The organism is Flavobacterium hibernum (assembly GCF_000832125.1).
Classification (GTDB): domain Bacteria; phylum Bacteroidota; class Bacteroidia; order Flavobacteriales; family Flavobacteriaceae; genus Flavobacterium; species Flavobacterium hibernum.
The window spans coordinates 89,503-116,259 of record NZ_JPRK01000003.1 but is presented as its reverse complement, the minus strand read 5'-3'; the positions used below and the strand labels follow the sequence as shown (position 1 = coordinate 116,259).

Here is a 26,757-nt window from a genome sequence, read left to right as displayed (position 1 = left end):
AAAAAAAAGGATGATGGAAAAGATGATAGATGATATTTTACCAATTATGGATGTAGAGCACGATTGCATCCTGTCCAAACAAGGCGATGTGACAGTAGTGTTTAAAGCAGAACTGCCCGAGATATTTACCTTGTCGGATCAGGAATACGAAGCATTTCATCAGGCGTGGCTTAAAGCGATAAAACTGCTTCCGAAATTTAGCGTATTCCATAAGCAGGACTGGTTTATAGACAGCAAGTTTGAACCCGATTTCACAAGCGAAGATTCGAGTTTTCTTACCCGAAGCAGTGAACGCTTTTTTAATGAACGTCCCTTTCTGGATCATTCCTGTTACATTTTCCTGACCAAAAAACCGGCAGGCAGAAAAACGTCAAGTTCTCTATTTTCAAATTTACTTAGAGCTTCTATTGTTCCTGAAGAAACATTAAAAGCACAATTGCGTCAGGAATTTATTGATAGTACCGGACAATTCAGACGCATACTGGAAGACAGTGGTTTTGTCAAATTGACCCGCCTTGGTACTGATGAACTTAAAAGCCACAGCAGAAAGATTGGTATCATTGAACAATATTGTTCTTTGTCTGAAAAACAGAACTCGTTTGTTTTTAAAGACATTGCTTTTGATGATGGTCTTCAGGTAGGAGACAAACATTGCCAGATTTATACGTTGGGGGATGCCGCTGATCTGCCTGCCTTATGTGGTTCGAGAATTAATTATGACCGCTATTCCACAGATAAGACCAAATTCAGTATCGGATTTGCTTCGACTCTGGGGCAATTACTTTCCTGCAACCACATTTATAATCAATATATTTTCATAGAGGATTTCCAGAAAACGCTGCAAAAACTTGAAAGTAAAAGACTGCGACTGCAATCCTTATCAGCCTACAGCAGGGAGAACCTGATTGCCCGTGATGCTACCAATGATTTTCTTAATGAGGCTATCAGCCAGCAGCGACTGCCTGTAAAGGCACATTTTAATGTACTGATCTGGACGGAGAATAAAGAAGAACTCAAAGATTTAAAAAACAAAGTTTCTTCAGCACTAGCTCAGATGGATGCAGCTGCAAAACAGGAAACAGTAGGTGCCGCACAAATCTTTTGGGCAGGAATTCCCGGGAATTCCGCAGATTTCCCAATGAATGACACCTTCGATACGTTCACAGAACAAGCGACATGCTTCCTGAATCTGGAAACAGGCTATCGTTCTTCCCTTAGTCCAACGGGAATTCGATTAGGAGATCGTTTGACTGGAAAACCAGTTCATGTAGACATTAGTGATGAGCCTGTTAAGATGGGAATTTGTACCAATCGGAACAAATTCATACTGGGGCCTTCGGGAAGCGGTAAATCATTTTTTACCAACCATATGGTTAGAAGTTACTATGAACAAGGAACTCATGTTGTACTTGTTGATGTTGGACACAGCTACAAAGGATTGTGTGATATGGTAAAGGGTTACTACTTTACCTATGATGAAAAGAACCCGATCCGGTTTAATCCCTTTTATATCAGCGAAGGAGATTCTCTGGATACCGAGAAAAAAGAAAGTATTAAAACACTCTTATTGGCACTCTGGAAAAAAGACAATGAAACTTTCAATCGAAGTGAATATGTAGCACTGTCCAATGCACTGCAATTGTACTATGAAAAGTTAGATAGCAATTCCGATTTATTTCCATGTTTTGACAGTTTTTATGAATTTCTGAAAAATGAGTTTGTATCCATATTGGAAGGTGACAAGGTAAAGGAAAAGGATTTTGATGTAAACAATTTTCTGTATGTACTGCGTCCTTACTATAAGGGAGGTGAATTTGATTACCTGCTCAATGCTACCGAGAATCTAGATTTGTTAAAAGAACGCTTTATTGTGTTTGAACTCGATAATATCAAAGACCATCCGATACTCTTTCCAGTGGTGACCATCATTATAATGGAAGTCTTTATCAGTAAAATGCGCAAGCTTAAAGGAGTCCGTAAAATGATCCTTATAGAAGAAGCCTGGAAAGCTATTGCCAAGGAAGGAATGGCAGAATATATTCGGTATTTATTCAAGACTGTTCGTAAATTCTTTGGGGAAGCCATTGTAGTGACTCAGGAAGTAGAAGATATTATTTCTTCTCCAGTCGTTAAACAAGCCATCATCAATAACAGTGACTGCAAGATATTACTGGACCAAAGCAAGTATCAAAATAAATTCGAACAAATCCAGGAACTGCTTGGGCTTACTGAAAAAGAAAAAGCACTCGTATTATCTGTAAACAAAGCCAATGATCCTGATAAGAAATACAAAGAAGTATTCATTTCGCTTGGAGGCATGCAATCTAAAGTATACCGCACCGAGGTTTCCCTTGAGGAATATTACGCGTACACAACCGAAGAAACTGAAAAAGTAAAAGTACAGGCGTACGCTAAGAAATTTGATGGTGACATTAGAAAAGGGATTGCAGCACTTGCTAATGACTTAAGAGCATAAAAATTATAAAAACTAAACAACAATAATTATGGAAACAAAGAAGAAAATCATGATTTGCCTGTTGTGCTTTTTACTGATCAGCACTCCGGCAAGACCGGCAACGGCAATACCTATTTTGGAAATCGTAAAAGCGGTTGCCAAAAAAGTAATTAAGGCTATTGACCTTAGGATCCAAAAACTGCAAAACAAAACGATCTGGTTGCAGAATGCACAGAAAAAAATAGAAAATATCCTCTCCAAACTAAAGTTGGATGAGATTTCCGATTGGACCCAGAAACAAAAAGAACTCTATAAGAATTATTACGAGGAACTGGCAAAAGTTAAATCCATTATTACCTATTACCAGCGTATCAAAGATATCAGTGAAAAGCAGGTTCGTTTGGTAGATGAATACGAAAGAGCGTGGAACCTATTTCAAAAAGATGCTCATTTTAATACCAGCGAACTCGATTATATGCAAAGTGTGTATTCAGGGATACTCGATGAAAGCCTGAAAAACATCGATCAGATCTTTCTTGTATTGGATTCTTTTACCACACAGATGAGTGATGCCAAAAGACTGGAGATCATTAATAGTGCTGCGGATCAAATTGATATCAATTATGATGACCTGACGCTCTTCAACAGACAGAATATACTACTGAGCCTTCAAAGAGCCAAAACAGAGCATGATGTCAAATCCGTTAAACAATTTTACGGAATTCCGTAAACAAACAATAAAATCATGAAAAAGATATTTTTAGTAGTGCTTTTTACTGCACTGACCACAGGGAATCTTCATGCACAGGCAAAACAGCAAAGGATGCTTTTAGAGCAAATAGCAGCCCTGCAAGTCTATATCGGATATGCTCAAAAAGGCTATTCGGCAGTCAAAAAAGGACTCAATACCATAGGAGATTTCAAACGTGGAGAATTTAGTCTTCATACTGATTATCTCAATTCGCTAAAGGCCGTCAACCCGAAAATAAGAAAGTATGCAAGGGTAACAGAAATTATAGCCCTCCAGATAAAAATCATGAAAAGCTACAAAAGCTTATATCAGCAAATCCGGCAGGATGATTTATTCCACGGAGATGAAGTCGATTATATCAAAAGGGTCTTTGAAAGGTTAATCAAAAATTGTGATACCAATCTGGATGAGCTTCTAACAATCGTTACGGACGGAAAGTTAGAGATGAAAGATGACGAGCGAATGAAACGCATTGATATGATTTACCAGAATATGCTGGATAACTACGCTTTTTCTGAGAGCTTCAGTAATGAAACTAAAATCCTGGCTGTATCAAAAGCAACCGAATTGAAAGAAGCAAAAAACAGCCGTGTCGTAAACGGCATTAATACTGATTTGCCATGAAAAAATTACTGATTATAGGAATTGTGTTTACCGGATTGCTATTTCCATCCCCCATAACAGCCCAAAAACAGGAAATCCAGCAATTGATTTTGAACATAGAGAAATTGGCCCAGTTCAAACAGATTTTAAAGGATATGAAAAAGGGCTATGAAATACTAAGTGGAGGTTATAATACGGTAAAAGATTTGTCTGAAGGAAATTTCAACCTTCATGAAACATTTCTTGATGCGCTCATGCAGGTTAGTCCCACAGTTAAGAATTACAGGCGTATTGGTGATATTGTAAATTATCAGGTGCTTTTGGTAAAAGAATACAAATCCGCTTTTAACCGCTTCAGGGACAGTAAAAATTTTAATCCTGAAGAAATTGCCTATTTCGAAAGGGTGTACGATAATCTGTTTAAACAAAGTCTTAGAAATCTTGATGAACTGACCTCGGTGATTACTGCTAATAAAATGCGAATGTCAGATGATGAAAGGCTAACTGCTATTGACAAAATATATGCAGATATGCAGGACAAACTTTTGTTTCTGAGAAACTTCAACAATAATACGACTGTACTGGCTTTACAGCGTGCAAAAGAGCATAATGATACCCGCGCAATGCGCAGTATTTATAAGTTAAATAACTAAATATCCAGTGTTATGATAAAGATAAATAAGCAAATAATACTTGTGCTTCTTGCAATGATATTGCCATTTACGATTCAGGCCCAAGGAATTGCAGACGATATGAACGGTCTGCATAGTGTACTGGAACAATTGTATGATGAAATGATGCCTTTATGTAGTAACCTAATTGGCGTCGGACAAGGACTTGCCGGTTTTGCAGCGATGTGGTATATCGCCTCAAGAGTTTGGCGACATATTGCAAGTGCCGAACCCATAGATTTCTATCCGCTCTTTCGTCCTTTTGTTATCGGATTTTGCATTATGATTTTCCCGTCTGTCCTGTATATGATTAATGGTGTTATGAAACCTACCGTTACGGCAACTGCTGCAATGGTAGAGGGATCGAATAAAGCGATTGAAAGACTGCTTAAAGAAAAAGAAGAAGCGCTCAAAGAGACTGATCCCTGGAAAATGTATGTGGGTTCTACAGGAAGCGGCGATCAGGATAAATGGTACCGATATACCCATGATGATGCAGATCCAAGTGGTCAGGGAATGCTGGATGGTATTGGAAATGACATCAAATTTGCGATGAGTAAAGCCTCTTATAATTTCCGAAATTCAGTAAAAGAATGGATGAACGAAATACTGCGTGTATTATTTGAATCTGCTTCGCTATGTATCGATACACTGCGGACTTTTCAATTGGTGGTACTTTCTATTTTAGGTCCAATCGTTTTCGGTATTTCGGTTTTTGATGGTTTTCAGCATACGCTGACCGTCTGGTTGGCACGTTACATCAACATCTATCTGTGGCTCCCTGTGGCAAATATATTTGGAAGCATCATCGGAAAAATTCAGGAGAATATGCTAAAAATTGACATAGCCCAAGCTGGAGAATATGGAGATACATTCTTTAGCAGGACTGATGTTGCCTATTTGGTCTTTATGATTATTGGAATTATTGGCTATTTCACTGTCCCTTCTGTTGCCAATTACATTGTTCATGCCGGAGGTGGCGGTGCACTAGGGCAAAAAGTGACCAGTATGTTTAGTAGTTCTACAACTTCAGTGATGAGTACTGCGTCTCAAGGCACTACAATGGCAGCGGATGCAATGGGGAATGCTGCAGGGCGTATGTATCAAAGCATGGCGAATTCCGGTAATTCTGCACCCTACTTCAAAGACAAGGAGAATTATATGGCCGATAAATTAAAAGGTAAATCTTAATCCTAAATTCAAAACTTATGTTTAGTAAAATGAAAAATATTGACACTGCTTTTCGGCATGTCCGCAGTTTTACGATGCTTGTCATTACTGGGTGTATCCTGATTAGCTGCTTTTCACTTTATAAGAGTTTCTCACTCGTATCGCAAATGCAGAACAAGGTTTATATACTGGCTAACGGAAAAGCACTGGAAGCCTATGCTTCAGACCGAAAAGATAATATTCCTGTAGAAGCCAGAGATCATGTAAAAACGTTCCATAAGCTCTTTTTCACTCTTGACCCGGATGATAAAGTAATTAAAAGCAATGTAACAAAGGCTCTTTATCTGGCGGATGACAGTGCCAAACGGGTTTACGATGATTTAAAAGAAAATGGTTATTACTCCGGTATCATATCGGGAAACGTCAGCCAGACGATACAGATTGACAGTGTAACTATTGATCTTAACAACTACCCGTATGGATTCAGATGTTATGCTACACAAAATATCATTCGTACCACCAGCATCGCACATCGGAACCTTATCACTGAAGGTAACCTTCGTAACGTATCGAGAAGCGATAACAATCCACATGGCTTTCTAATCGAGCGATGGAATACTATTGAAAATCGCGATATAAGTACGGAAAATAGAAAATAATAAAACTGCACGTCATGAAATTCACTTTTAAAAGAAACAGCGAAAAAAACAATGTTATGGAAAGGGCTAAAAATAATCTATGGCAAAAGTTTGAACAGGCTAATCTGCGATTACAGTATAAATGCGCCCATTGGCTGGAACTTAAAACGACTCATTTTACACGTCTTAACTGGATTGTGATTCTATTCACCTTTATAGTGTTTACAGGCGGAGGCAGTATTTATCTGATTGTGAAAAGTTTTTCAGGTAATCCAACTAAAAATATTACTGTAATCCCAATAACCAAACCAGCCAATGTAATACCCTTAAAGGAAAAGCCTCTTGAACTCAGTACAATTATTAGTAAAACAGAATTTGAAAAAATTACAAGTTTTAGGAAATACATGGATAGTCTCGGCCGCAGTCCCACAGGAAAAAAAACGTATGACAGTATTGTGTCAGACCGTCCCGGACTTCTGGACAGCCTAACAATAATCGAAAATTATTATTACTCACATCTTAAAAATTAATATCATGGAACAAAACACGAAATCATTAAAAGTCCTAAAGCAGCGTAAGATGCAGTTGGTATTGCCAATATTAGTATTGCCATTTCTAACTGCCATTTTTTGGGCATTGGGCGGTGGAAAAATGGATGCCGCTAACTCAGCAGTAACACAGCAAAAAGGTTTTAATCTAAAACTTCCCAATGCGAACCTGAAAGAAGGACTTCCGCTGGATAAGATGAATTACTACGATCTGGCTGCAATTGATTCTGCAAAGCTTGATGAACTTATTAAAAAAGATCCTAATTATTTGAGCCAGTCCTTTCAGATTGATTCGACCGAGGACAGCAGTGCTGTTACTCGAAGAAAAGAAAGAAATGGCTTAAATAAGTCTGTTTATCGTGATCCAAACGAAGAAAAAGTACATCAAAAATTGGAAGCATTGCAAAAAGTAATTAATACACCTGTTCCAATTCCGGAGCAAAACAAGGATTATATAAAAAATCCAAAATCTAATCAAACGGCAATGCATTCCAATGATGTTGACAGGCTGGAACAAATGATGCAGTCCATGAATGATGGACAGGAAAGCCAGGATCCGGAACTAAAAGAGCTCGGTGGAATGCTGGAAAGTATTTTGGATATCCAACATCCTAACAGGGTACAGGAAAAATTAAAGAAAGCTTCCCAGGCTGAGCGTGGACAAATCTTTACTATTTCCACCAAGGAGCAAGAAGATCCAGTTTCTTCTTTACAAAACAAAACTGTTAATCATACTGAGTCAGGATTGAATAGATTTTACTCTCTGGACGAACCTGAGTATGATGATTTGATGCAGAATACCGTAGAAGCGATTATTCATGAAACACAAACGATTGTAAATGGATCCATAGTTAAGTTCCGACTCATGAATGACATTTTCATAAACGGAGTTAAAATCGTAAAAGACAATTTTCTGTTTGGAACAGCTTCCTTAAAAGGAGAAAGGCTAACGATCAACATTAGCAGTATCAGATACAGCAACTCCTTATTTCCAGTGGATTTGTCTGTTTATGATATGGATGGACTTGTTGGAATCTATATTCCGGGAGCTATTAATCGTGATGTTGCCAAAGCATCTGCTGACCGATCCATGCAAACGTTGGGAGTTGCATCATTGGATGATTCCTGGGGTGCTCAGGCGGCAGGAGCCGGAATTGAAGCGGCAAAAAGTCTTCTAAGTAAAAAAGTAAAGCTAGTTAAAGTAGTTGTAAAAGCTGGTTATAAGGTACTGCTGCACGATGAAAAGCAGAAACAAAATAATTCCAATTAAAAACTAAAAATGATACAGATGAAAAATTTTAAACTATTGGTGATGGGGTATTTATTATTGATGACCATCGGTGTATTTGCACAGCAAACAAGTAAAAACTGTTTATCCAAAACAGAATCAGACTCACTAATGATAGCCTATTCAAAAACAACCAATATTGTATTTCCTTTTGCCATAAAAAGTGTTGACAAAGGAAGTCCCGATATACTCGTACAAAAAGCAAAAGGACTGGAAAACATCCTTCAGATCAAAGCTGCCCAAAAAGGATTTTTTCAGACCAATCTTACAGTAGTAACTGCAGATGGCAAACTCTACTCTTTCGTATTGGATTATAATGAAGATTTTCCGCAGCTGAATCTTACCCTTAATAAAACTAAGCCTGATGGACAGGAAATTTATTTTTCAGATGCAATTATTAATGATCAGGATATTGAAGAATATTCAAAATTAGCGCTGTACGATAAAAAAAAGCTGCGAGGTCAAAAGGAAAGTAAATACGATATTGATTTTAGGCTCAACGGAATTTTTATTCGTGACGAAGTAATGTACTACAGGATAAAGATAACCAACAATTCTAAAATCAATTATGAGATCGACCAGCTTCGTTTTTTTATTCGCGACACTAAAAAAATAAAACGTACTGCTTCACAGGAAATTGAAATTACGCCCATTTATATCCTGAATGCTATTGATAAAATTAAAGCTGAAGCAGAAAACATATTTGTATTTGCGCTGCCAAAATTTACAATTCCGGAAAAAAAATACTTAGCCATCCAGCTAATGGAGAAAAATGGCGGCAGACATTTAGAAGAACATGTCAAGAATACAAAACTGGTACAGGTTACTGTACTTCCAAAATTATAAACTATTTAATAATTAAAAAATTGAAATCATGAACGAGAAAAATTTTGAATACTTAAGAGATCAGATTAAGTATACCGGTTTCGGTGAAGCACTGGAATCTCAATTAAAAGAAAAAATGCAGAAGGAAGAGCCTAATTTTACTTTGACGCATAATGCGCAATATGGTAATGATACTGCCGCAGCTACATTAAATTTCAATAAGTCAAAAGAAAGTGATCTGTATTTCTTTAATTCTTATAAAGTGGAACTGCAAAAAGAAAATTCCAAAGAAAATTTGGAGCAAACTTTTTATATCAATAAAGGCAGCAACATAACCATGAAAGAAGCTTACAATCTTATGGAAGGCAGATCAGTAAACAAAGATCTTACCAACAAGGAGGGAGAAATTTATAATTCTTGGGTTCAAATCGATTTTAAACAAACTGAAACTAATGGAAATTTTAAGCTAAACCATTACCATCAGAATTACGGTTATGATCTAGAAGCAACGCTGTCCAAACATCCAATTAAAGAACTGGAAACCCCAAAATACAAAGAAGACTTGATAAATTCTTTGAAAAAGGGAAACCTTCAATCCGCTACTTTCCAAAAAGAAGGAAATGAGATTAAGCAGTATATTGAAGCCAGCCCACAATTCAAGACAATTAATGTATATGACAGCAATTTACAGCGCATTGATAATCGTAAGTCTACAGAAGAAAAGCAATCCGAAACCCAGCAAACTTCTGAAAAGCAAGGCAGTAAAAAGCAAAACCAAAGTACTGATGATGATGGACCAGAAGTGCCAAAGGAAGCTAAGAAGAAAAAGAAAAGTCAATCCATGTAAGCAGTGATGAAGAACGAACAACTTCCCATAAACAGAGTAGAGATGGAATTAAACCAGTGGCGCTCCAGGGAAGAGCGTTTTAGTAAACTGTTTAATTTCAGTCTTTCCAATAATAGGTCACTACTTAAGGAAAAACTGCATCATTACGAGCGTATTGGAACAAAGTATAAGGGCAGCAAAAATATTGAGGAACGTTTCGCTTTGCAGATGCTTAAGCAGGAAAAGAACAAGATTCTTAAGCAACTTTATCCTAATTTATTGGTAAGACTCATTCGTAAACTGATCATTGCACCACTCATAGACCAAATTGCTGTTCGGAAAGATGCAAAAAAGGAAGAAAAAAATAACCAATCGCTGTATTATCAGATGCAGCGTATTGGTTTTAGAGATTTGTCAAATCAAATTGATCAGCAAATCAAAGAAGGTCATGAGCAATTCACTATTCCGGTTTCCTATTACATTAACGAAAAAGAACGACTGGATCACGAGTTGTCTTTTGTAAAAGACCAGAGTGGACAGTATCAATTTGAAGCATATAAAACCACTTTGCAAAATAAATCAAAGCCTGATGAAGAGAGAAGCCAATATTTTAAAGTACAACAAGGAAATTCTATTGATACAACACAGGCATATAATTTATTAGCTGGACGTTCCATTCAGAAGGAAAAATCCTGGATCCAACTGGATTTTAATGATAAAGACGCAAGTGGCAATCACCGCATCAAAGAATTTCATTACGGGTATGGTTATGATCTTGAAAAAGCCTTACAGCAACTTCCTTTAAAGGAATTATCAAATAAAACTCAAGCCGCTAAATTAGAGGATGCTTTAAAACAGGGAAACAGGCTGCCTGTAACCTTGATTAAAAATGGAAATGAACATCGGTTTTACATTGAGGCCAACCCTCAGTTTAAATCGGTAAATATTTATGACGAGCATTCGAGAAAAATAACACTCTCAACTGCATTGGGTAATAAAACAATGGAAACTGTAAAACAGCAGCAAAAGACAAATGAGAGTCAACAGGTGAACCATTCCACAAGAAATGGTATGCGTGTAAGCTGATAAACCAAAAAATAATGAAAACACTAAAACCTTTGTCTGATTTCTTTAAGGCTATTGAAAAAGATTACCGTATTAGTATCACTCATATTGGTATATATGCGGCATTGCTTCAATTCAGAGCCGAAAAGGGTTTTGTTAATCCTATTGAGGTCTATAGGTATGAAATCATGAAGTTAGCCAAGATAACCGGGCCTGTAACCTACCATAAATGCATGCGTGAGCTAAACGAGTATGGTTACATTAGCTATCTGCCAAAACGCAATAGAAATCAGCGGAGTACGATTTATTTTCCTATATAAGTAATTGAATCAATTTAATTTAATTAATAAAGCCCGCTTAGGGCTTTTGCTATCAAAAGTAAGGAGGTGTATGATGGATAATGAAAATGAGAAATTGAAAGGGCCTGATGTAGATGAAATAATTTTTGAAACTTTTGAAGTTCTTGAACAGGAACGAGAACAAAAGTTAGTAAATTTAATCATTGAAATAATTGTTTCATCTACTTTAAAGGAATATTATGAAAAGGGCAATTAGATATTTACGATTTAGTCAGTTAGGACAAAGTAACGGTTCAATAGAACGTCAGGAAATGTATACCGATCAGTGGTTACAATTTAATAAAGTAGAACTGGTGGATTCCTTTATTGATAGAGGGAAAAGCGCTAAAACTTTTGACCGTCCTGATTTTATAAAATTACAAGCTTTCATTGTGAAGTATTATAAAAATGTAGATTATCTTTTAGTAGATCAACTAGACAGGTTTAGTCGTGACGCAGGAGAAGCAATGAATATGGTAAAAATGCTTCAGAAAAGATATAGTATTCAAGTGGTCAGTGTAACTGAAGGGATTACATTTGATTACGATACACCTGGTAGTTTTTTTAGGGCTGGTTTACAACTATTATTGGCTGAGGAAGATAATATCAATAGAAGCATAAAAATAAGAGGAGGGCTTTATACAGCTAGAGCGAAGGAAGGTAGATATATAGCAACGAGTGCTCCATTTGGATATATTAAAGAGGGGGAAAGAAAAGATCGCAGATTGATAATTAATGAGTCAGAGGCTAAAATTGTAAAATTTATTTATGATTCTTATTTACTGGACGTTCCATTATATCTTATCAAAAAAAACGCGAATGAACTTGGATTTAAAAAGAAAGGTAATACAGCTATTGAAAGAGTCCTCAGTAATCCTGTTTATGCTGGTATGTTAAATGTTCAAGCGTATAAAGAATATCCTGGTGGTCTTTTTCCTGCAATTCATGAAGCTATTATTGATATGAGTACATGGCAAATGGTGCAAAGCAAAATGAAAAAGCCAGAAAAAACAAGGACAATAATTGATGAAAATATTCCACTACGTGGATTATTAAAATGTCATTGTGGTGTGCCATTAACAGGAGCGCCATCTCGTGGAAAATCTGGGAAATATTTTTATTACTATAAATGTAATTCTTCTAAACACAATAATATAAGTGCAATAAAGGCTCACAATCAATTTCAGAATGTATGCGAGTTAATGAGTTTGCCCGAAAAGAGGATTCGTGAAATAAAAGATGGTTGCAATAATTCTATTGAAGTAGAAATGAACGCTAATAAACAAAGAGTTCAAGAAAAAAAACTTGAATTAGAAAGTGTACAGGAAAAAATGTTCTCAGTTGAAGAAAAGTGGATTAAAAATGAAATTGCAAAAGAAACTTATGATAGATGGTATGCAACTTACAATGGTACTATACAAAATTTGAAACAGACCATTGAAAGACTTAATACAGATCAAAGTAATGTATTTTTAATTTTGGAAAATAATTTAAATTTACTTACTGATATGCATTATGTCTACAATAAATCAAATACTTTGCAGAAAAGAGATTTTATAAATATGGTGTTCGATAGCAATTTGTACTATCAAGAAGGCATTTATCGAACACCTACAATGAGAAGTGTTTTTACTCATAACACCGCATTAATGAAGGAAAAAGGATGCTTGATTTATGAAAAAAAACGGGATGATTTAGCAATCATCCCGTTCAGTGGAGTCGCCGAGAATCGAACTCGGGTCCAAACAAGCAACTAAAGAGCTTTCTACACGTTTATTTCCTGATTGGATTTTCGATGTTGAGCTAGGTCAGGAACAACCACTCAACACTTATCTTCTTAATTTCGATCTCCACCCGAAGCTCATGGAAATCTAGGTTTATTTTTACGGTTCCCCTGTACTGACCGCCACAAACCAAGGCTTTCAAGGAGAATCCAGCTTCCCTATCTGATAGGGACGTGGCTAATCTTACTATAATTCAGATTATGCAGCTAAAGCGTAGTTATTTTCGCCGTGTAAAATTGTAAGATCTTATATTTACGAGCAAGGTCTCAATGCTCGACGTGCTTACTTTTCAATTCGACTTGCTGTCAAAACCAGTCGACCCCAAAAATGAGTTTGCAAATTTATACTATTTGAAGTTAGTTTTGTAATAAATTTTAGAGAAAAATAATATTATTCTTCATCTTTAAAATTAAAAGGATAATCACCAAATATTGGAGCCAATTTACGAACCGCATAGGTGTTTCTTGTCATTTTATTTGATAATGCAATAATAGTAACGTGCTCTTTCATTAACGGAATATAAGATGAGGTATTACCATGCCACCAACCGTTATGAAAGTAAAAGTTTTGTCCGGAATCCCAATTGATCATTCGAATACCTAAACCGTAATTTTTTTCACCTTTACGTTCGTTACTATATCCTGTGTAAACTTCTTTTAGAAGTGCAGGTTTCAAAAAGTCCGGAGCATTTCTGGCGCGATCAAATTTTAATAAATCACGCGGAGTTGAGTAGATGTTTTTATCACCATAAACACAATCCAGATAATCAAAACCAATTTCTACACCATTACCTTTATAGGATGGAACAATTTTTTTTCTGTCTTTTTCGTTGTCAAAAACAAAAGTATTCGTCATTCCCAAAGGTTTAAAAATCATTTGAGTCATGGCCTCCTTGTAGGTAAGTCCTGTTATCTTTTCAATAATTAGAGCCAACATTGCATAGTTGGTATTGCAATAACTAAAGCGTGTTCCGGTTTTTGATTCTAACCCAATGTCTTTTGTCGCAAGGATATTCAAAATATCTTTGTTTGTTAATTGATCATGTCTGTCCCAAACCGATTTATCACGATCTGTAAAATAAGCATAATTTCGCATTCCACTTCTGTGACTTAGCAACATTCTTACCGTACAATCAGGATAAGGAAATGTTTTTAAAATTGTATTTACTTTTTGATCTAAATCAAGTTTGTTTGCGTTAACTAATTTTAAGACCGCTGTTGCTGTCAAGACTTTACTTACAGATGCAATATGAAGAGGAGTGTCTGCTGTGATCTTTGTCTCTTCATTTTTGTTAGCATATCCATTGTATCTTTCAAAAATGATTTGACCATTTCTAGCTACCAAAAAACCTCCATTCATGGTATTGTTGGGCCAGTTTTTATTATAAAAATGGTTTATTCTTCCCGTAACTGAGTTTAAGTAGGCTTGTGTAAGTCTTTTTTCCGGACCTAACGGCTTCATCTTTGGTAAGGTATCCTCTATCGTTGAAGTAGTGTCAGTACTCGTTTTTTTATCTTTTCCACATGAACTTAAAACTAAAATTAGGAGAAGTATTTGTGCTATCTTTGTCTTTTTAAGGAAACTCATTTTCATCATTCTTTAAAAACAAATATATAGAATTCAATATTTATGTTTCGCCGTTTTTTGTTTGCCTAAGCGCTTGTTTTAACAAAAAATTAAGATTTTGTTTAATTAGTCGTTTGCTAGTCAGGTTTTAACGTTTTTCACGCATTTAAAATTGTAATTCAACAACAAAACTTTAACTAAATTTGTTATATTTGAAACAAATAATAAGTAAAAAGTTATATTAATAAATACTTTAAACCTGTTTAAATGAAATTTGGAATCATAAAAGAAAGAAAAACCCCGCCAGATCGTAGAGTTGTTTTTGCTCCTAATGAGCTTACAAGACTCAAGCAACTTTATCATGATGCTATTGTCGAAGTGGAAAGTTCAGATATTAGGATTTTTTCGGATGTGCAATATCAAAGCATGGGCATTACCGTAACAGATGATGTTTCTGATTGTGATGTTTTATTTGGTGTAAAAGAAGTTCCTGTCGAAAATTTAATTCCAAATAAAGCCTATTTCTTTTTTTCGCATACTATAAAGAAGCAGCCTTATAATAGAAAGTTATTGCAGGCGATTTTAGAAAAGAATATCGATTTGTACGACCATGAAACAATTGTTGATGCTCATAATCGTCGTTTGATTGGTTTTGGAAGATATGCCGGAATGGTTGGTGTTTATAACGGTATTCGAGCTTTTGGAATAAAATTCGAATTATTTAAATTGCCAAAAGCCGAAACTTTATCTGGTAGAGATGCATTAATTATGCATTTGAAACGTATTACAATGCCAGCTTTAAAGTTTGTAATAACCGGAACCGGAAAGGTTGGCATGGGGGCTAAGGAAATTTTAGATGCCATTAAAATAAAAGAAATTACTGTTGATAATTATTTGACTAAAAAATATGCGCAAGCTGTTTATGTGCAGTTGGATGTTTTAGAATACAACAAACGTATTGATGATCAGTCTCTGGATTTTACAGATTTTGTAGCACATCCGGAAGAGTATGTTTCTGATTTTGAAAAATTCACCAAAGTAACAGATATTTATTTTGCCGGACATTTTTATGCTAATGGTGCTCCTATGATTTTAACTCGAGAGATGTTGAATGCAAGCGACTGCAAGTTAAAAGTTGTGGCAGATATTTCATGCGATGTAAAAGGACCAATTGCTTGTACTTTGCGTTCTTCGACTATTGCAGAACCTTTGTATGGCTATTTTCCTTTAGAAGATAAAGAAGTTGATGTTTTTCATCCTGCTGCTGTTGTGGTAATGGCGGTTGATAATTTACCTTGCGAATTACCAAAAGATGCCAGTGAAGGTTTTGGAGAACAATTTATGGAACATGTAATCCCTGCTTTCTTTAATGGAGATAAGGACGGAATTTTAAAACGTGCAAAAATCACCGAAAAAGGAAAACTAACCGAAAGATTTAGCTATCTGCAAGATTATGTTGATAATTGTGAATTGTAAAATGTAAATTGTTTTTCAATTGCAAGATTTATAAAAAAAGAGCTTTCTAAATTCTAGAAAGCTCTTTTGTATTTACGCCAGTAATAAAGCATTTATTTACTGCCTTGATTAATTAATAATTCACAATTAACCATTTATAATTAATTTAAACCATTTCTTCTGGTTTTACCCAAGCATCAAAATCTTCTGGAGTTACGTAGCCTAAACGAACAGCTTCGTCTTTAAGGGTAGTTCCGTTTTTATGAGCTGTTTGTGCAATTTCAGCAGCTTTATAGTATCCTATTTTGGTGTTTAAAGCAGTTACTAGCATTAATGAATTATCTACTAATTCTTTAATTCGTTTATAGTTGGGTTCGATTCCTTGTGCGCAATGTTCATCAAATGAAATACAAGCGTCACCTATTAATCGTGCCGATTGTAAAAAATTGGCTGCCATAACAGGTTTGAATACATTTAATTCATAATGTCCTTGCATGCCGCCAACTGCAATCGCCATGTCGTTACCTATTACTTGTGCGCAAACCATTGTTAACGCTTCGCATTGCGTTGGATTTACTTTTCCAGGCATGATAGATGATCCCGGTTCATTCTCTGGAATATGAATTTCTCCAATTCCTGATCGTGGTCCAGAAGCTAACATTCTAATATCGTTGGCTACTTTGTTTAGAGAAACGGCCAATTGTTTTAAAGCCCCGTGAGTTTCAACAATAGCATCGTGCGCTGCCAAAGCTTCAAATTTGTTTTCGGCAGTTACAAAAGGATGATTGGTAAATTTTGCAATATATTCGGCTACTTTTACGTCGTAACCTTTTGGAGTATTCAATCCAGTTCCAACAGCAGTTCCGCCTAAAGCGATTTCAGATAAATGTGCTAAAGTATTTTTTAATGCTTTTAACCCAAAAGACAATTGGGCGGCATATCCAGAAATTTCTTGCCCTAATGTTAGGGGAGTTGCATCCATAAGATGCGTACGTCCAATTTTGACAACAGCTGCAAATTCTTTTGCTTTTGCAGCTAAAGTAGCGTGTAGTTTTTCGACACCGGGAATTGTAGTTTCTACAATCATTTTGTATGCAGCTATGTGCATACCGGTTGGAAAAGTATCATTTGATGATTGTGATTTGTTTACATCATCATTTGCTTTTATAAATTGCTCGCCTTCGCCAATATTAAATCCTTTCAATACTTGAGCGCGATTTGCAATTACTTCGTTTACATTCATGTTGCTTTGCGTTCCTGATCCTGTTTGCCATATCACCAGCGGAAATTGGTCGTCTAGTTTTCTGTCTAAAATTTCGTCGCAAACGGCTGCGATTGCATCTCGTTTTTCTATTGGTAGAACACCTAAATCATAATTAGCATATGCAGCTGCTTTTTTTAGATAAGCAAACCCTTCAATGATTTCTTGTGGCATCGATGCCGAAGCTCCAATTTTGAAATTATTTCTAGAGCGTTCTGTTTGTGCTCCCCAATATTTATCGGCTGGGACTTGCACTTCGCCCATTGTGTCTTTTTCTATTCTATATTTCATTATGTTGTATGTAAAAAGTTATTTGTAAAATGTGAAACGTTGTGGTAAATGGAACGCATGACGCTGATTTACTTCGTAAAAACGCTAATTAAAACGGATTCTTTATTTTGATGTTTGTAAAATTTATCTTGAAAATGAATGCCTAGCCCCGATAGAAGTGAAAATCCTTTTATGTCCTGCCTCGGCGGACATAAAAGATTGTAACGGATAGCGGGAAATAGCTCCTGAAAACATTCATATTCTTCTGATTTAGATAGTTAAATAATAATTGAAAAAAATCCTTATTTAAAATGAGTTTAAATATACGGATAATTGTGTTTTTATAAAAATTGATTTGGATTTAATTGCTAAGGAAAAATATAAAACCTACATTTGTCCTTACATTCAAAAATTCCGGAAAACATGTTTGAATTTTCACAGTACTTAGGTTTTTTACTTTTCTTGACCATACTAACTATAGGGTTTTGGTTGATGTTTTTCTTAGTTGGTTTCGTATCTTATTGGGTAACGGGAGCAAGCTGGGAAATGATCAAAGAGAAAAGAGCAAAGAAGAAACAAGAACAATCAATTTAATTTTAGATTGATTTCATAAAAAAAGGACCCGTTTTTACGAGTCCTTTTTTTTATGCCTATGTTAAATTAAATTCCAAATAAAAAAATCCAAATTCCAATTAACGGTTGCTAATTGGAATTTGGAATTTTTTTATTGAAATTTTAAAGCGTTTTATCCTGGAAAATCTCCACCGCCGTCACCTTCATTTTTAGGTGCTGCGTTTTTATCTCTCTCGCTTTTTGGTTTGTTAAAACGGTAAGTGAACGATAGATTGAATTGGCGCTTACGGAATTGCATTTCACCATAAGAGGTTTGGTTTTCAAGATAAGTATAAGATCTCATGATTCTTGAATTGAAAACATCGCTAATATTGAACGCAATTGTTGCTTTGTCTTTTAGAACATCTTTACTAAATGCTGTATTCATACCAAACTGACCTAGGTTTTTACCTTGTGCCGTTTTTTGTTCTCCATTATACATGGCTGTTAATTGCCAGTCTATTTTGTATGGTAAAGTTAGTTTTGAATTGATTCTTGCAAACCATGAATTTGCTTGATTATCTAGATTTTGTACTACTAAATCTCCGTTTGCATCAGTATAACTGTTTTCTCCAGTAGTTTTTACGTTGTAAAGGTTGAAGTTACTGTTTACTTTCCACCATTTAAATGGAGTGTAGTTTAAGGTAAATTCAAAACCAAATTTTTGCTCTTTACCTAAATTAATAGGGCGGCTTAAAATAACTGGAATTCCGTTTACAGTTTCTCCTGTTGGAGATCTTACGAAGCTGAAAACGTCTTTAGTGTCTTCAAAATAAGCAGAAGTATTAAAGGTTACTTTGTCCCAGCGTTTAATGTATCCAATATCATATTTGTCTGTTAAAGATGGATCTAGATCTGGATTTCCTTGAAAAATATTAATATTACTAGAGTAATTTGTTGCAGGGTTCATGAAACGTCCTCTTGGTCTGGATAAACGCTTACTGTAACTTGCTGTAAAATTGCTCTGATCTGATATTTCGTAACTTATAAAGGCGCTTGGAAACAAGTTGTTATACTTTTTAGTATTGAAATCATTTGTTTCTAAAAGATTTACATGAATGTTTGTGTCTTCCCAGCGTAAACCAAATAAATAAGAGAATTTGTTTACTTTAAGACCATACTGCGTGTACAATGCATTGATGTTCTCTTTGTATTCTAAAGTATTTGATAAACTTGGAATTGCTGCTCCTTGATCATCAAGAACATAATATTCATTGTTTAAATCTCCAAAACTTCCTTTATATCCGGCTTCAAACTGACTTCCTTTACCTAATGGTAAAACATAATCGGCTTGTACTTGTACTTGTTTCTGAACCTGATCGTTTAGAGTGTTATTGAAATTGTCTGAACCTGTGATAAGGCTATTGCTATCGTCGCTGTTTCTTGAAACAGATAAATCGGCAGTTAATTTATGACCTTTATCGTTAAAGTTTTTAATTAAATTCGAAGTATATTCTACATTCTCGCTTCCAGTATCACCATTGTTTAAACGGTAAGATGTACCTGTGAAATTGTGACCAGCATCAAAATTTGTATAGTTGATTAAGTCTCTTGTGTCGCCACTGCTTTTTTGATAATTGATGGCGTTTGTCCAGAAAGTATTTGGAGCAACCGTCCATTCGATACCAGCTCTTCCGTTAAATCCGTCAGAAGTTCTTTTAGTGTCACGATCTTCGTCAAGGTAGCTTTTTATTGTTCCGTCTGGATTAAAATACTGAGAGTTGGTTAAACCTCCACCTTCACTTGTTCTGTGGTTGTATCCTGCAGTTGTAAAGTAGTTCAATTTCTCTGTTTTGTAATTTAAGTTTGCACTTAAACCGTATGTTTCTGGAAGTCCCGTAGAAGCAATAAAAGTTCCGTTTAAACCTTGATTTTTTCCTTTTTTAAGGATAATATTAATAATTCCTGATCCACCTTCAGCGTCATAACGTGCTGAGGGGTTTGTAATAACTTCAACTTTGTCAATAGCATCTGCCGGAAGCTGACGTAAAGCTTCGGCAACATTTATAGCGTTTGATGGTCGTCCGTCGATTAATATTCTGATGTTGTCACTTCCTCTTAAACTTACGTTACCTTCGGTATCAACAGAAACTGATGGTACATTGTCCAGAACGTCACTTACAGTTCCGCCTTTTACCATCATATCCTGACCAACATTGTATACTTTTTTATCTAATTTTATTTCGACTGTTGATTTTTCGGCGCGAACAACAACTTCATTTAACTGCGCTGCATCTTCAGATAAATTTACAACACCTAAATTAGTATCGCCCTGAATATTTTTTGCTTTAATAAATGTTGGTTTAAACGAAATAAATTCCACTTTTATGTCGTAAGTGCCCGGAGCAACAGCTATATCAAATTCACCTTTAGGGTTGGTGATTCCTCCAGCAATAACTTTGGTGTCATTTAAAGCTGTGATTGATATGGTTGCATATTCAAGTGGTTGTTTTGTTACTTTTTCAAAAACTTTACCAGTAACTTTTACCTTGTTTTTAGAAGGAGGCGCTTGTTGGGCATAGTTGTAAAAACTTGTAAGGAAAAATACAAGTAGTACAGCAAATTTGATTTTTTTCATTGTTTTTTTTTGGTTTCAATTACTCTTTAGACGACAAATGTAGCCTTTGGTTTAAAGAGGAAAATCATAAAATAATGTTAATGTAATATTTTATAATCAGTCTAAAAAGGCAGCAACCAAATCGATATCTCTGCCAATAATTGCTTTTCCGTCTTTTACAACAATTGGGCGCTCGATTAAAATTGGATTTTCGACCATTGCCTGAATAATTTCGTCGTCGCTTAACGTTTTTGCTTTAAAATTTTCGATCCAGATTTTTTCTTTAGTTCTTACTAATTGAAGTGGCTTTAGATCTAATTTTTTAAGTAAACTCTTTAGTTCATTGTGAGTTGGAGTTTCAGTAAGATATGGAATGATCTCGTAGTCTTGTTTTGAGTTGTCAAGAAAAGCCAAACAAGTTCTTGATTTTCCGCAACGTGGATTATGGTAAATTTGAATCATTTTGTTATATTTAATGGGTTGTAAGACAATTGAGTTAAAAATCGGTATTTTAGCAAGAGCAAAAGTATGATTTACTTATCAAATCGAATTCTCATTTTTAAATTATTATAATATGTTTTTAGAACAAGGAATTAAACCTGAAAATAGTTTTTGGAAATACCTTATAGGGTCAATTTTTATCATTACAGCTTCATTTATTGGTCAGATTCCCTTTTCGTTGGCGGTTTATTTTAATTATAATGGCGAAGGAGCTTTTCCTACTGATAATGATTCTGCGTTTAAGATTTTTGATCCAAATGTTACTTTATTTTTGGTCATGGCGTCTTTTGTTTTTGCATTTGCGGGAATTTGGTTTGTTGTAAAATATTTGCACCATCAAACATTATTATCGATTACCACTTCGAGAGAAAAAGTAGATTGGAATCGGATTTTGTTTTCGTTTCTTTTATGGTCGTTTTTTTCGATTTTAAGTTTCTCGTTTCTCTATTTTAATGCGCCCGAAAATTTTGTCTGGAATTTTAAATTAGTTCCGTTTTTGATTTTGGTGGTAATAGGATCAGTTTTAATTCCAATACAAACCACTACAGAAGAATATGTTTTTAGAGGATATCTAATGCAGGGATTTGCTAACTTAGCAAGAAATAAATGGTTTCCACTTTTAATGACTTCGCTAATTTTTGGTTCTATGCACTGGTTTAATCCAGAAGTAACTAAAATGGGGAATATTATAATGATCTATTATATAGGCACAGGTTTGTTTTTGGGTATAATTACGCTTATGGATGAAGGAATGGAGCTGGCCTTGGGTTTTCATGCTGCCAATAATTTAGTTGGGGCATTATTAGTTACATCAGATTGGACAGTTTTTCAAACTCATTCAATTTTTAAAGATCTGTCAGAGCCATCAGCAGGTTTCGATGTAATTTTGCCGGTTGTAGTTGTTTATCCTATTTTGATTTTTATTTTTAGCAAAAAGTACAATTGGACGAATTGGAAAGAGCGATTAACAGGGAATATAAAAAGTATAAAATCTTCAAATTAATATAGTCATGTCAAAATTAACACACAAAAATGTCCATAATTATTTTAAATTAAATGGTTATCATTTAAACGGAAAAGACTTGTGTCGCGTAGGGTATAGCTTCATTAAAGAGGGGGATATTTACGAACAAGCAATAGGAGAGTTTTTATTGGATTGGTTTGATGATAAGGAGTATATCGAAATGACAACTTCTGGAACCACTGGGCTTCCAAAATTGGTACGATTAGAAAAACAAGCAATGATTCAGTCGGCTTTGGCGACAGGTGATTTTTTTGGATTGCAACCTGGGGATAAGGCTTTACTTTGTTTACCAACGCAGTTTATTGCGGGAAAAATGATGTTGGTAAGAAGTTTAATTTTAGGTCTTGATATTGATGTGGTTTCGCCAAGTACAGAACCATTGGCTTTGAATAAAACCCAATATGATTTTGTAGCAATGGTACCTTTACAAGTTCAAAATTCTATTGATAAATTAAAAAACGTTAAGAAACTAATTATTGGTGGAGCTAAAATTGATAGTGCGCTAGAAGAGAAGTTATTACCGTTGAAAACTGAAATATACGAAACTTATGGTATGACGGAAACTATTACGCATATCGCTGCAAAACGAGTGGGTGAGAAGGCCTTTTCGGTTTTGCCGAACGTGAAAATTGCAAAAGACGATCGTGATTGTCTGGTAATTTATGTTTCGTCTATTTCTGATGAGCCTATAGTTACAAATGACTTGGTTGAGTTGATAGATGAGAATCAATTTGTTTTTTTAGGAAGGATCGATAATGTTGTAAATAGTGGTGGAGTAAAGTTAATTCCAGAGCAAATAGAGGCTAAATTGGTCGATAAAATAAGTAATAGGTTTTTTGTAACCGGAGTTCACGATTCTGTTTTAGGCGAAAAATTAATTTTGGTTATTGAGGGCGAAAAACAAGATTTTGCTCCAGACTTTTTTGATGTTTTAGGGAAATATGAAAAACCAAAAGAAATTGTTTTTGTTCCAAAATTCAAAGAGAATGAAAACGGAAAGTTATTGCGCAAACCAAGTTTGGTTTAAGAAATTCAAATAAATAAAAAATCCCAAATTCCAATTATAAAGTTAGAATTTGGGATTTTAAATATATGGAATTAATTACTCTTTAATAACAGCATCTTTACGTTCCAATAATGCCATATAAAATCCGTCGAAACCAGATTCTGAAGCCAATATTTTACGATCTTTAATAAAAGTGAATTGTTTTCCAATTTCAGTTTTTAAGAACTTTTCAACTTGTTCTTGATTTTCTGATGGTAATACAGAACAAGTTGCGTAAACTAATTTTCCGCCCGGTTTTACAATTTTAGAATAGCTTTCTAGAACTTCTGCCTGAACTTTACGAATGTTATCAATAAATTCAGGTTTTAATTTCCATTTAGCATCAGGATTTCTTTTTAAAACTCCCAAACCGCTACAAGGCGCATCGATTAAAACACGATCTGCTTTTTCATGTAGTTTCTTGATCACTTTTGTAGTGTCAATAATGCGGTATTCAATATTAAAGGCGCCATTTCTTTTGGCTCTTAATTTTAATTGCTTCAATTTGCTTTCGTACAAATCCATTGCGATCAATTGTCCTTTGTTTTCCATTAAAGAAGCAATGTGCAATGTTTTTCCTCCAGCTCCTGCGCAAGTGTCAACCACACGCATTCCAGGTTTTACATCAAGAAAACCAGCTACTAATTGCGAGTTGGCATCCTGAACTTCAAAAAGTCCTTGTTTAAAAGCGTCTGTCAAAAATACATTTGCTCTTTCTTTTAAAACTAAAGCTTCCGGTTGATCTTTTAAATATTCTGTTTCAATATTCAAATCCATCAACGTGTTTCTCAGGTTTTCTTTAGTTCCTTTAAGCGTATTTGTTCTTAAAATAACTTTTGCAGGTTGGTTTTGAGCTGTAATTTCTTTAGCCCAAACTGTTTCTCCTAATTCTTTTACACCCAATTCATCCATCCAGTCCGGAATAGATTCTTTAAGCGCTCTAACTTTCGAAAGTTCATCAAAACGTCCTTTGATTTTTCTTTCAGGAGTTCCTTCCAATTGTCTCCAATCCGGAATTGGATACCCTCTTAAAACTGCCCAAACAGCGAACATTCTCCATAAATTATCTCTATCGAAAGGTTCTTTTACTTCGGCAATTTCTGCGTATAATCGTTTCCAACGAACAATTTCGTATATCGTTTCAGCAACAAACTTCCTGTCAGAACTTCCCCAACGTTTGTCTTTTTTTAAGGCTCTAGCTACCACTTTGTCTGCATATTCTCCTTCGTTGAAAATTGCATTTAATGAATCTATGGTAGTATAAACTAAATTTCTGTGTAATCTCATTTTAAATATTTGAGTTGCAAAGGTACTATTAATTGATTGAAAGTTAAATTTTTAATTAGTATTGTTATTTTAACTTCTTTTAAAAGAAAAAAAACACTCTAATAAAGTTTAAAAGAGTGTTTTTCTGATTGTATTTTATATTGATTTATTTTATAATTCTGGTCAGTCCGATGTTCTCTGGAGCATGAAGCACCATTGGGAATTTTTCTACTTTTACAGAACTACTATCTAAACCAAATGCTCTTTCTTCAGATAAACTTAATTTTTTGATGAAGAAATAAGAGTTCATAATAATATTTTCATGCCATCTTAAATCATTGTCATTCGAAAGGAATTTTTCAGACAATACAAATTTAAAGTCTCCAATGATATTGTTTTTGTTCAATGATTCATAGCGGCTTGTAATATCAACTTCTCCGCGTTTCACCATGTCACGAATTACTTCTCTAAACATTAAATTGATTTTTGTAGGTTCTCTAAATCCTAAATTAAAATCGATTCTATAAATATCATCTTTGGCAATTTCAGTAACTTTATATTGAGTTTTATAAGGCTCAGTCAAAATGTTAACGTGAACAAACCAATAAATGTCGGCTCTTTTTGGACGTTTTTGTAAAATAGAGTAGATTACTTTTTCCTCCAATTCGTCAACACGATTAGCATTCGTCATATAAACTAAGTGAGTTGCGTATTTAGGGATCGATAAGTCCTCACTTAATTCCATTAACACCTTTTTATAATCGTCAATTTTGACAATTTTAGTGTAGTTCTTATTAATTTTCTTAGCCAAATACCATATCGTCATAATCGAAATTAGTGCCATTGCAATAATTAACGTTACGTAACCTCCCTCCGCAAATTTTGTGATATTAGCAATTAAGAAACTGAACTCAATTAATAAATAAATAGTGATAAGTGGAACCATTAAGTACAGTTTTACTCTCTTCATTATTAAATAATAATTAAGTAAAATAGTAGTCATAATCATACATAGAATGATAGCAAGACCGTAGGCATGCTCCATATTTCCTGATTTTTCGAAGTGTAAAACGATTCCAACACAACCAAAAAATAACAACCAGTTAATTGACGGAATGTACAATTGTCCTTTTACTTCTGTAGGATATTTAATTTTTACTTTTGGCCAGAAATTTAATCTCATTGCCTCGTTTATCAAAGTGAATGAACCACTAATAAGAGCTTGAGAAGCAATTACTGCTGCTAAAGTTGCAACTACAATTCCAAACGGAAGAAACCAATGTGGCATAATGAGATAGAAAGGATTTCCGTTTTCTCCACCTAATTGTTGTAAAGTGCTTCCTTCATGGTGAATTAAATATGCAGCTTGACCAAAATAGTTTAATACTAAAGTTGTTTTTACAAACATCCAGCTAATTCTAATGTTTTTTCTTCCGCAGTGCCCCATGTCAGAGTACAAAGCTTCGGCTCCGGTAGTACATAAAAATACAAAACCTAGTACAAAAAAACCATCAGGGTGTATAGAAAGTAAATGATAAGCGTAATAAGGATTTATTGCTTTAATAACCTCCGGATGGCTAATGATTTGGATAGTTCCCAACGTTCCTAACATGGCAAACCATATAAGCATCATTGGGGCAAAAAACTTACCAACTAGCTTAGTACCAAATTGCTGAATAGTAAACAAAACAAATAAAATACCAATAACAATATAAACTATTGTTTGAGTTTCCATTGTTGGGTAAAAAGCTCTAATACCTTCAACAGCAGAAGAAATCGAGATAGGAGGGGTTATGATGCCGTCTGCGAGCAGGGCACTTCCTCCAATTATGGCGGGCACAATGAGCCACTGAATCTTTGTTTTTTTAACTAAGGCGTACAAAGCGAAGATTCCACCTTCTCCGTGGTTGTCTGCACTTAAAGTGATAAGTACATATTTTATTGTAGTCTGTAAAGTCAATGTCCAGAAAACACAAGAAATTCCGCCTAAAACAATATCAGAATTAATTGCATAATCGCCAAGAATGGCTTTCATTACATACAGTGGAGAAGTTCCAATATCTCCATATATAATTCCTAATGTTATCAATAAACCCCCTATAGACAACTTACTATGTAAGTTTTTATGCGATGCGCTCATGTATGTTTTTATAAAAGACGGTTGCAAATTTACTGTTTTAAAACAAATTAGCATCAATTATAATTAAAAAGATAAAAAAAAGCACAATCGTTAAATTG

General features: G+C 34.8%; 23 protein-coding genes and 1 other RNA gene. 17 read left to right on the top strand and 7 right to left on the bottom strand.

What is annotated here, in order from left to right:
* Positions 1-13 precede the first annotated feature (13 nt).
* The 14 genes from IW18_RS02485 to IW18_RS23150 all read left to right on the top strand — a co-directional run bounded on the left by IW18_RS02485 (position 14) and on the right by IW18_RS23150 (position 12,935).
* Positions 14-2,476, top strand: coding sequence for a TraG family conjugative transposon ATPase (locus tag IW18_RS02485; protein ID WP_041516136.1), 2,463 nt, complete (start codon positions 14-16; stop codon positions 2,474-2,476).
* 28 nt (positions 2,477-2,504) lie between these two features.
* A complete protein-coding gene (locus IW18_RS02480) occupies positions 2,505-3,185 on the top strand; it encodes a hypothetical protein (RefSeq protein WP_041516012.1) in 681 nt (226 codons plus the stop codon).
* A 15-nt stretch (positions 3,186-3,200) separates the two neighbouring features.
* Positions 3,201-3,830, top strand: a complete 630-nt coding sequence (locus tag IW18_RS02475) for a hypothetical protein (RefSeq protein ID WP_041516011.1) — start codon at positions 3,201-3,203, stop codon at positions 3,828-3,830.
* Complete coding sequence (locus tag IW18_RS02470) at positions 3,827-4,462, top strand: hypothetical protein (protein ID WP_041516010.1); 636 nt, start codon at positions 3,827-3,829, stop codon at positions 4,460-4,462. The genes IW18_RS02475 and IW18_RS02470 overlap by 4 nt, the downstream gene beginning before the upstream one ends.
* Before the next feature lie 99 nt (positions 4,463-4,561).
* The gene (gene traJ / locus IW18_RS02465) at positions 4,562-5,671 is read left to right on the top strand and encodes a conjugative transposon protein TraJ (protein ID WP_262488145.1); all 1,110 of its coding nucleotides are present in this window, start codon (positions 4,562-4,564) and stop codon (positions 5,669-5,671) included.
* Between the two features lie 29 nt (positions 5,672-5,700).
* Positions 5,701-6,309, top strand: coding sequence for a conjugative transposon protein TraK (traK, locus tag IW18_RS02460; RefSeq protein ID WP_240475525.1), 609 nt, complete (start codon positions 5,701-5,703; stop codon positions 6,307-6,309).
* A gap of 14 nt (positions 6,310-6,323) precedes the next feature.
* The gene (locus IW18_RS02455; RefSeq protein WP_123902534.1) at positions 6,324-6,818 is read left to right on the top strand and encodes a hypothetical protein; all 495 of its coding nucleotides are present in this window, start codon (positions 6,324-6,326) and stop codon (positions 6,816-6,818) included.
* 4 nt (positions 6,819-6,822) lie between these two features.
* Positions 6,823-8,106 (top strand): conjugative transposon protein TraM, encoded by a 1,284-nt coding sequence (traM, locus tag IW18_RS02450; protein WP_041516006.1) that lies wholly within the window; start codon positions 6,823-6,825, stop codon positions 8,104-8,106.
* A gap of 18 nt (positions 8,107-8,124) precedes the next feature.
* A complete protein-coding gene (gene traN / locus IW18_RS02445; RefSeq protein ID WP_041516005.1) occupies positions 8,125-8,970 on the top strand; it encodes a conjugative transposon protein TraN in 846 nt (281 codons plus the stop codon).
* Positions 8,971-8,998: 28 nt separating this feature from the next.
* The gene (locus IW18_RS02440; RefSeq protein ID WP_041516004.1) at positions 8,999-9,796 is read left to right on the top strand and encodes a hypothetical protein; all 798 of its coding nucleotides are present in this window, start codon (positions 8,999-9,001) and stop codon (positions 9,794-9,796) included.
* Between the two features lie 42 nt (positions 9,797-9,838).
* Positions 9,839-10,861 carry a hypothetical protein gene (locus IW18_RS02435; protein WP_123902536.1) on the top strand — a complete coding sequence of 341 codons (1,023 nt, stop codon included), beginning with the start codon at positions 9,839-9,841 and terminating at the stop codon, positions 10,859-10,861.
* Between the two features lie 14 nt (positions 10,862-10,875).
* Positions 10,876-11,160, top strand: a complete 285-nt coding sequence (locus IW18_RS22885) for a hypothetical protein (RefSeq protein ID WP_084607904.1) — start codon at positions 10,876-10,878, stop codon at positions 11,158-11,160.
* A gap of 70 nt (positions 11,161-11,230) precedes the next feature.
* Positions 11,231-11,395 (top strand): hypothetical protein, encoded by a 165-nt coding sequence (locus tag IW18_RS23155; RefSeq protein WP_160113201.1) that lies wholly within the window; start codon positions 11,231-11,233, stop codon positions 11,393-11,395.
* The gene (locus IW18_RS23150; protein ID WP_041516002.1) at positions 11,379-12,935 is read left to right on the top strand and encodes a recombinase family protein; all 1,557 of its coding nucleotides are present in this window, start codon (positions 11,379-11,381) and stop codon (positions 12,933-12,935) included. Before IW18_RS23155 ends, IW18_RS23150 begins: the two co-directional genes overlap by 17 nt.
* Here IW18_RS23150 and ssrA read toward each other — a convergent pair.
* Both ssrA and IW18_RS02425 read right to left on the bottom strand, forming a co-directional pair.
* Positions 12,890-13,285: a transfer-messenger RNA gene (gene ssrA / locus IW18_RS22875) on the bottom strand. The two genes, IW18_RS23150 and ssrA, sit on opposite strands and share 46 nt — an antisense overlap.
* Before the next feature lie 67 nt (positions 13,286-13,352).
* A complete protein-coding gene (locus tag IW18_RS02425) occupies positions 13,353-14,555 on the bottom strand; it encodes a serine hydrolase domain-containing protein (protein WP_041516001.1) in 1,203 nt (400 codons plus the stop codon).
* Positions 14,556-14,795: 240 nt separating this feature from the next.
* Here IW18_RS02425 and IW18_RS02420 point away from each other — a divergent pair, with 240 nt between their 5' ends.
* Positions 14,796-16,004 carry an NAD(P)-dependent oxidoreductase gene (locus IW18_RS02420; protein WP_041516000.1) on the top strand — a complete coding sequence of 403 codons (1,209 nt, stop codon included), beginning with the start codon at positions 14,796-14,798 and terminating at the stop codon, positions 16,002-16,004.
* 145 nt (positions 16,005-16,149) lie between these two features.
* Here the strand turns inward: IW18_RS02420 and fumC are convergent, their stop codons facing one another.
* The 3 genes from fumC to arsC form a co-directional block, all read right to left on the bottom strand.
* Positions 16,150-17,535, bottom strand: a complete 1,386-nt coding sequence (gene fumC / locus IW18_RS02415) for a class II fumarate hydratase (RefSeq protein ID WP_041515999.1) — start codon at positions 17,533-17,535, stop codon at positions 16,150-16,152.
* A gap of 724 nt (positions 17,536-18,259) precedes the next feature.
* Positions 18,260-20,704: an outer membrane beta-barrel family protein gene (locus tag IW18_RS02405; RefSeq protein ID WP_041515997.1), complete on the bottom strand. Its 2,445-nt coding sequence runs from the start codon at positions 20,702-20,704 to the stop codon at positions 18,260-18,262.
* A gap of 96 nt (positions 20,705-20,800) precedes the next feature.
* Positions 20,801-21,145, bottom strand: coding sequence for an arsenate reductase (glutaredoxin) (gene arsC / locus IW18_RS02400; protein WP_041515996.1), 345 nt, complete (start codon positions 21,143-21,145; stop codon positions 20,801-20,803).
* A 112-nt stretch (positions 21,146-21,257) separates the two neighbouring features.
* Between arsC and IW18_RS02395 the strand changes: the two genes are divergently transcribed.
* Together IW18_RS02395 and IW18_RS02390 are read left to right on the top strand one after the other, a co-directional pair.
* Positions 21,258-22,187, top strand: a complete 930-nt coding sequence (locus IW18_RS02395; RefSeq protein WP_041515995.1) for a CPBP family intramembrane glutamic endopeptidase — start codon at positions 21,258-21,260, stop codon at positions 22,185-22,187.
* 7 nt (positions 22,188-22,194) lie between these two features.
* Positions 22,195-23,235: an AMP-binding protein gene (locus IW18_RS02390; RefSeq protein ID WP_041515994.1), complete on the top strand. Its 1,041-nt coding sequence runs from the start codon at positions 22,195-22,197 to the stop codon at positions 23,233-23,235.
* Between the two features lie 75 nt (positions 23,236-23,310).
* Here IW18_RS02390 and IW18_RS02385 read toward each other — a convergent pair whose 3' ends face one another.
* Positions 23,311-24,540: an RsmB/NOP family class I SAM-dependent RNA methyltransferase gene (locus IW18_RS02385; protein WP_041515993.1), complete on the bottom strand. Its 1,230-nt coding sequence runs from the start codon at positions 24,538-24,540 to the stop codon at positions 23,311-23,313.
* A gap of 145 nt (positions 24,541-24,685) precedes the next feature.
* The gene (locus IW18_RS02380) at positions 24,686-26,659 is read right to left on the bottom strand and encodes a KUP/HAK/KT family potassium transporter (protein ID WP_041515992.1); all 1,974 of its coding nucleotides are present in this window, start codon (positions 26,657-26,659) and stop codon (positions 24,686-24,688) included.
* Between the last annotated feature and the right edge of the window lie 98 nt (positions 26,660-26,757).

Bases quoted from the DNA above. Each gene is read 5' to 3' on its own strand.
- IW18_RS23150 (WP_041516002.1), top strand. From the start codon at position 11,379: ATGAAAAGGGCAATTAGATATTTACGATTTAGTCAGTTAGGACAAAGT.
- traJ (WP_262488145.1), top strand. From the start codon at position 4,562: ATGAACGGTCTGCATAGTGTACTGGAACAATTGTATGATGAAATGATG.
- IW18_RS02395 (WP_041515995.1), top strand. From the start codon at position 21,258: ATGTTTTTAGAACAAGGAATTAAACCTGAAAATAGTTTTTGGAAATAC.
- IW18_RS02405 (WP_041515997.1), bottom strand. From the start codon at position 20,704: ATGAAAAAAATCAAATTTGCTGTACTACTTGTATTTTTCCTTACAAGT.
- IW18_RS02470 (WP_041516010.1), top strand. From the start codon at position 3,827: ATGAAAAAATTACTGATTATAGGAATTGTGTTTACCGGATTGCTATTT.
- IW18_RS02380 (WP_041515992.1), bottom strand. From the start codon at position 26,659: ATGAGCGCATCGCATAAAAACTTACATAGTAAGTTGTCTATAGGGGGT.
- IW18_RS02440 (WP_041516004.1), top strand. From the start codon at position 8,999: ATGAACGAGAAAAATTTTGAATACTTAAGAGATCAGATTAAGTATACC.
- traK (WP_240475525.1), top strand. From the start codon at position 5,701: ATGAAAAATATTGACACTGCTTTTCGGCATGTCCGCAGTTTTACGATG.
- IW18_RS22885 (WP_084607904.1), top strand. From the start codon at position 10,876: ATGAAAACACTAAAACCTTTGTCTGATTTCTTTAAGGCTATTGAAAAA.
- IW18_RS02475 (WP_041516011.1), top strand. From the start codon at position 3,201: ATGAAAAAGATATTTTTAGTAGTGCTTTTTACTGCACTGACCACAGGG.
- IW18_RS02480 (WP_041516012.1), top strand. From the start codon at position 2,505: ATGGAAACAAAGAAGAAAATCATGATTTGCCTGTTGTGCTTTTTACTG.
- IW18_RS02390 (WP_041515994.1), top strand. From the start codon at position 22,195: ATGTCAAAATTAACACACAAAAATGTCCATAATTATTTTAAATTAAAT.
- traM (WP_041516006.1), top strand. From the start codon at position 6,823: ATGGAACAAAACACGAAATCATTAAAAGTCCTAAAGCAGCGTAAGATG.
- traN (WP_041516005.1), top strand. From the start codon at position 8,125: ATGAAAAATTTTAAACTATTGGTGATGGGGTATTTATTATTGATGACC.
- IW18_RS02425 (WP_041516001.1), bottom strand. From the start codon at position 14,555: ATGAAAATGAGTTTCCTTAAAAAGACAAAGATAGCACAAATACTTCTC.
- IW18_RS02385 (WP_041515993.1), bottom strand. From the start codon at position 24,540: ATGAGATTACACAGAAATTTAGTTTATACTACCATAGATTCATTAAAT.
- IW18_RS02435 (WP_123902536.1), top strand. From the start codon at position 9,839: ATGGAATTAAACCAGTGGCGCTCCAGGGAAGAGCGTTTTAGTAAACTG.
- arsC (WP_041515996.1), bottom strand. From the start codon at position 21,145: ATGATTCAAATTTACCATAATCCACGTTGCGGAAAATCAAGAACTTGT.
- fumC (WP_041515999.1), bottom strand. From the start codon at position 17,535: ATGAAATATAGAATAGAAAAAGACACAATGGGCGAAGTGCAAGTCCCA.
- IW18_RS23155 (WP_160113201.1), top strand. From the start codon at position 11,231: ATGATGGATAATGAAAATGAGAAATTGAAAGGGCCTGATGTAGATGAA.
- IW18_RS02420 (WP_041516000.1), top strand. From the start codon at position 14,796: ATGAAATTTGGAATCATAAAAGAAAGAAAAACCCCGCCAGATCGTAGA.
- IW18_RS02485 (WP_041516136.1), top strand. From the start codon at position 14: ATGGAAAAGATGATAGATGATATTTTACCAATTATGGATGTAGAGCAC.
- IW18_RS02455 (WP_123902534.1), top strand. From the start codon at position 6,324: ATGAAATTCACTTTTAAAAGAAACAGCGAAAAAAACAATGTTATGGAA.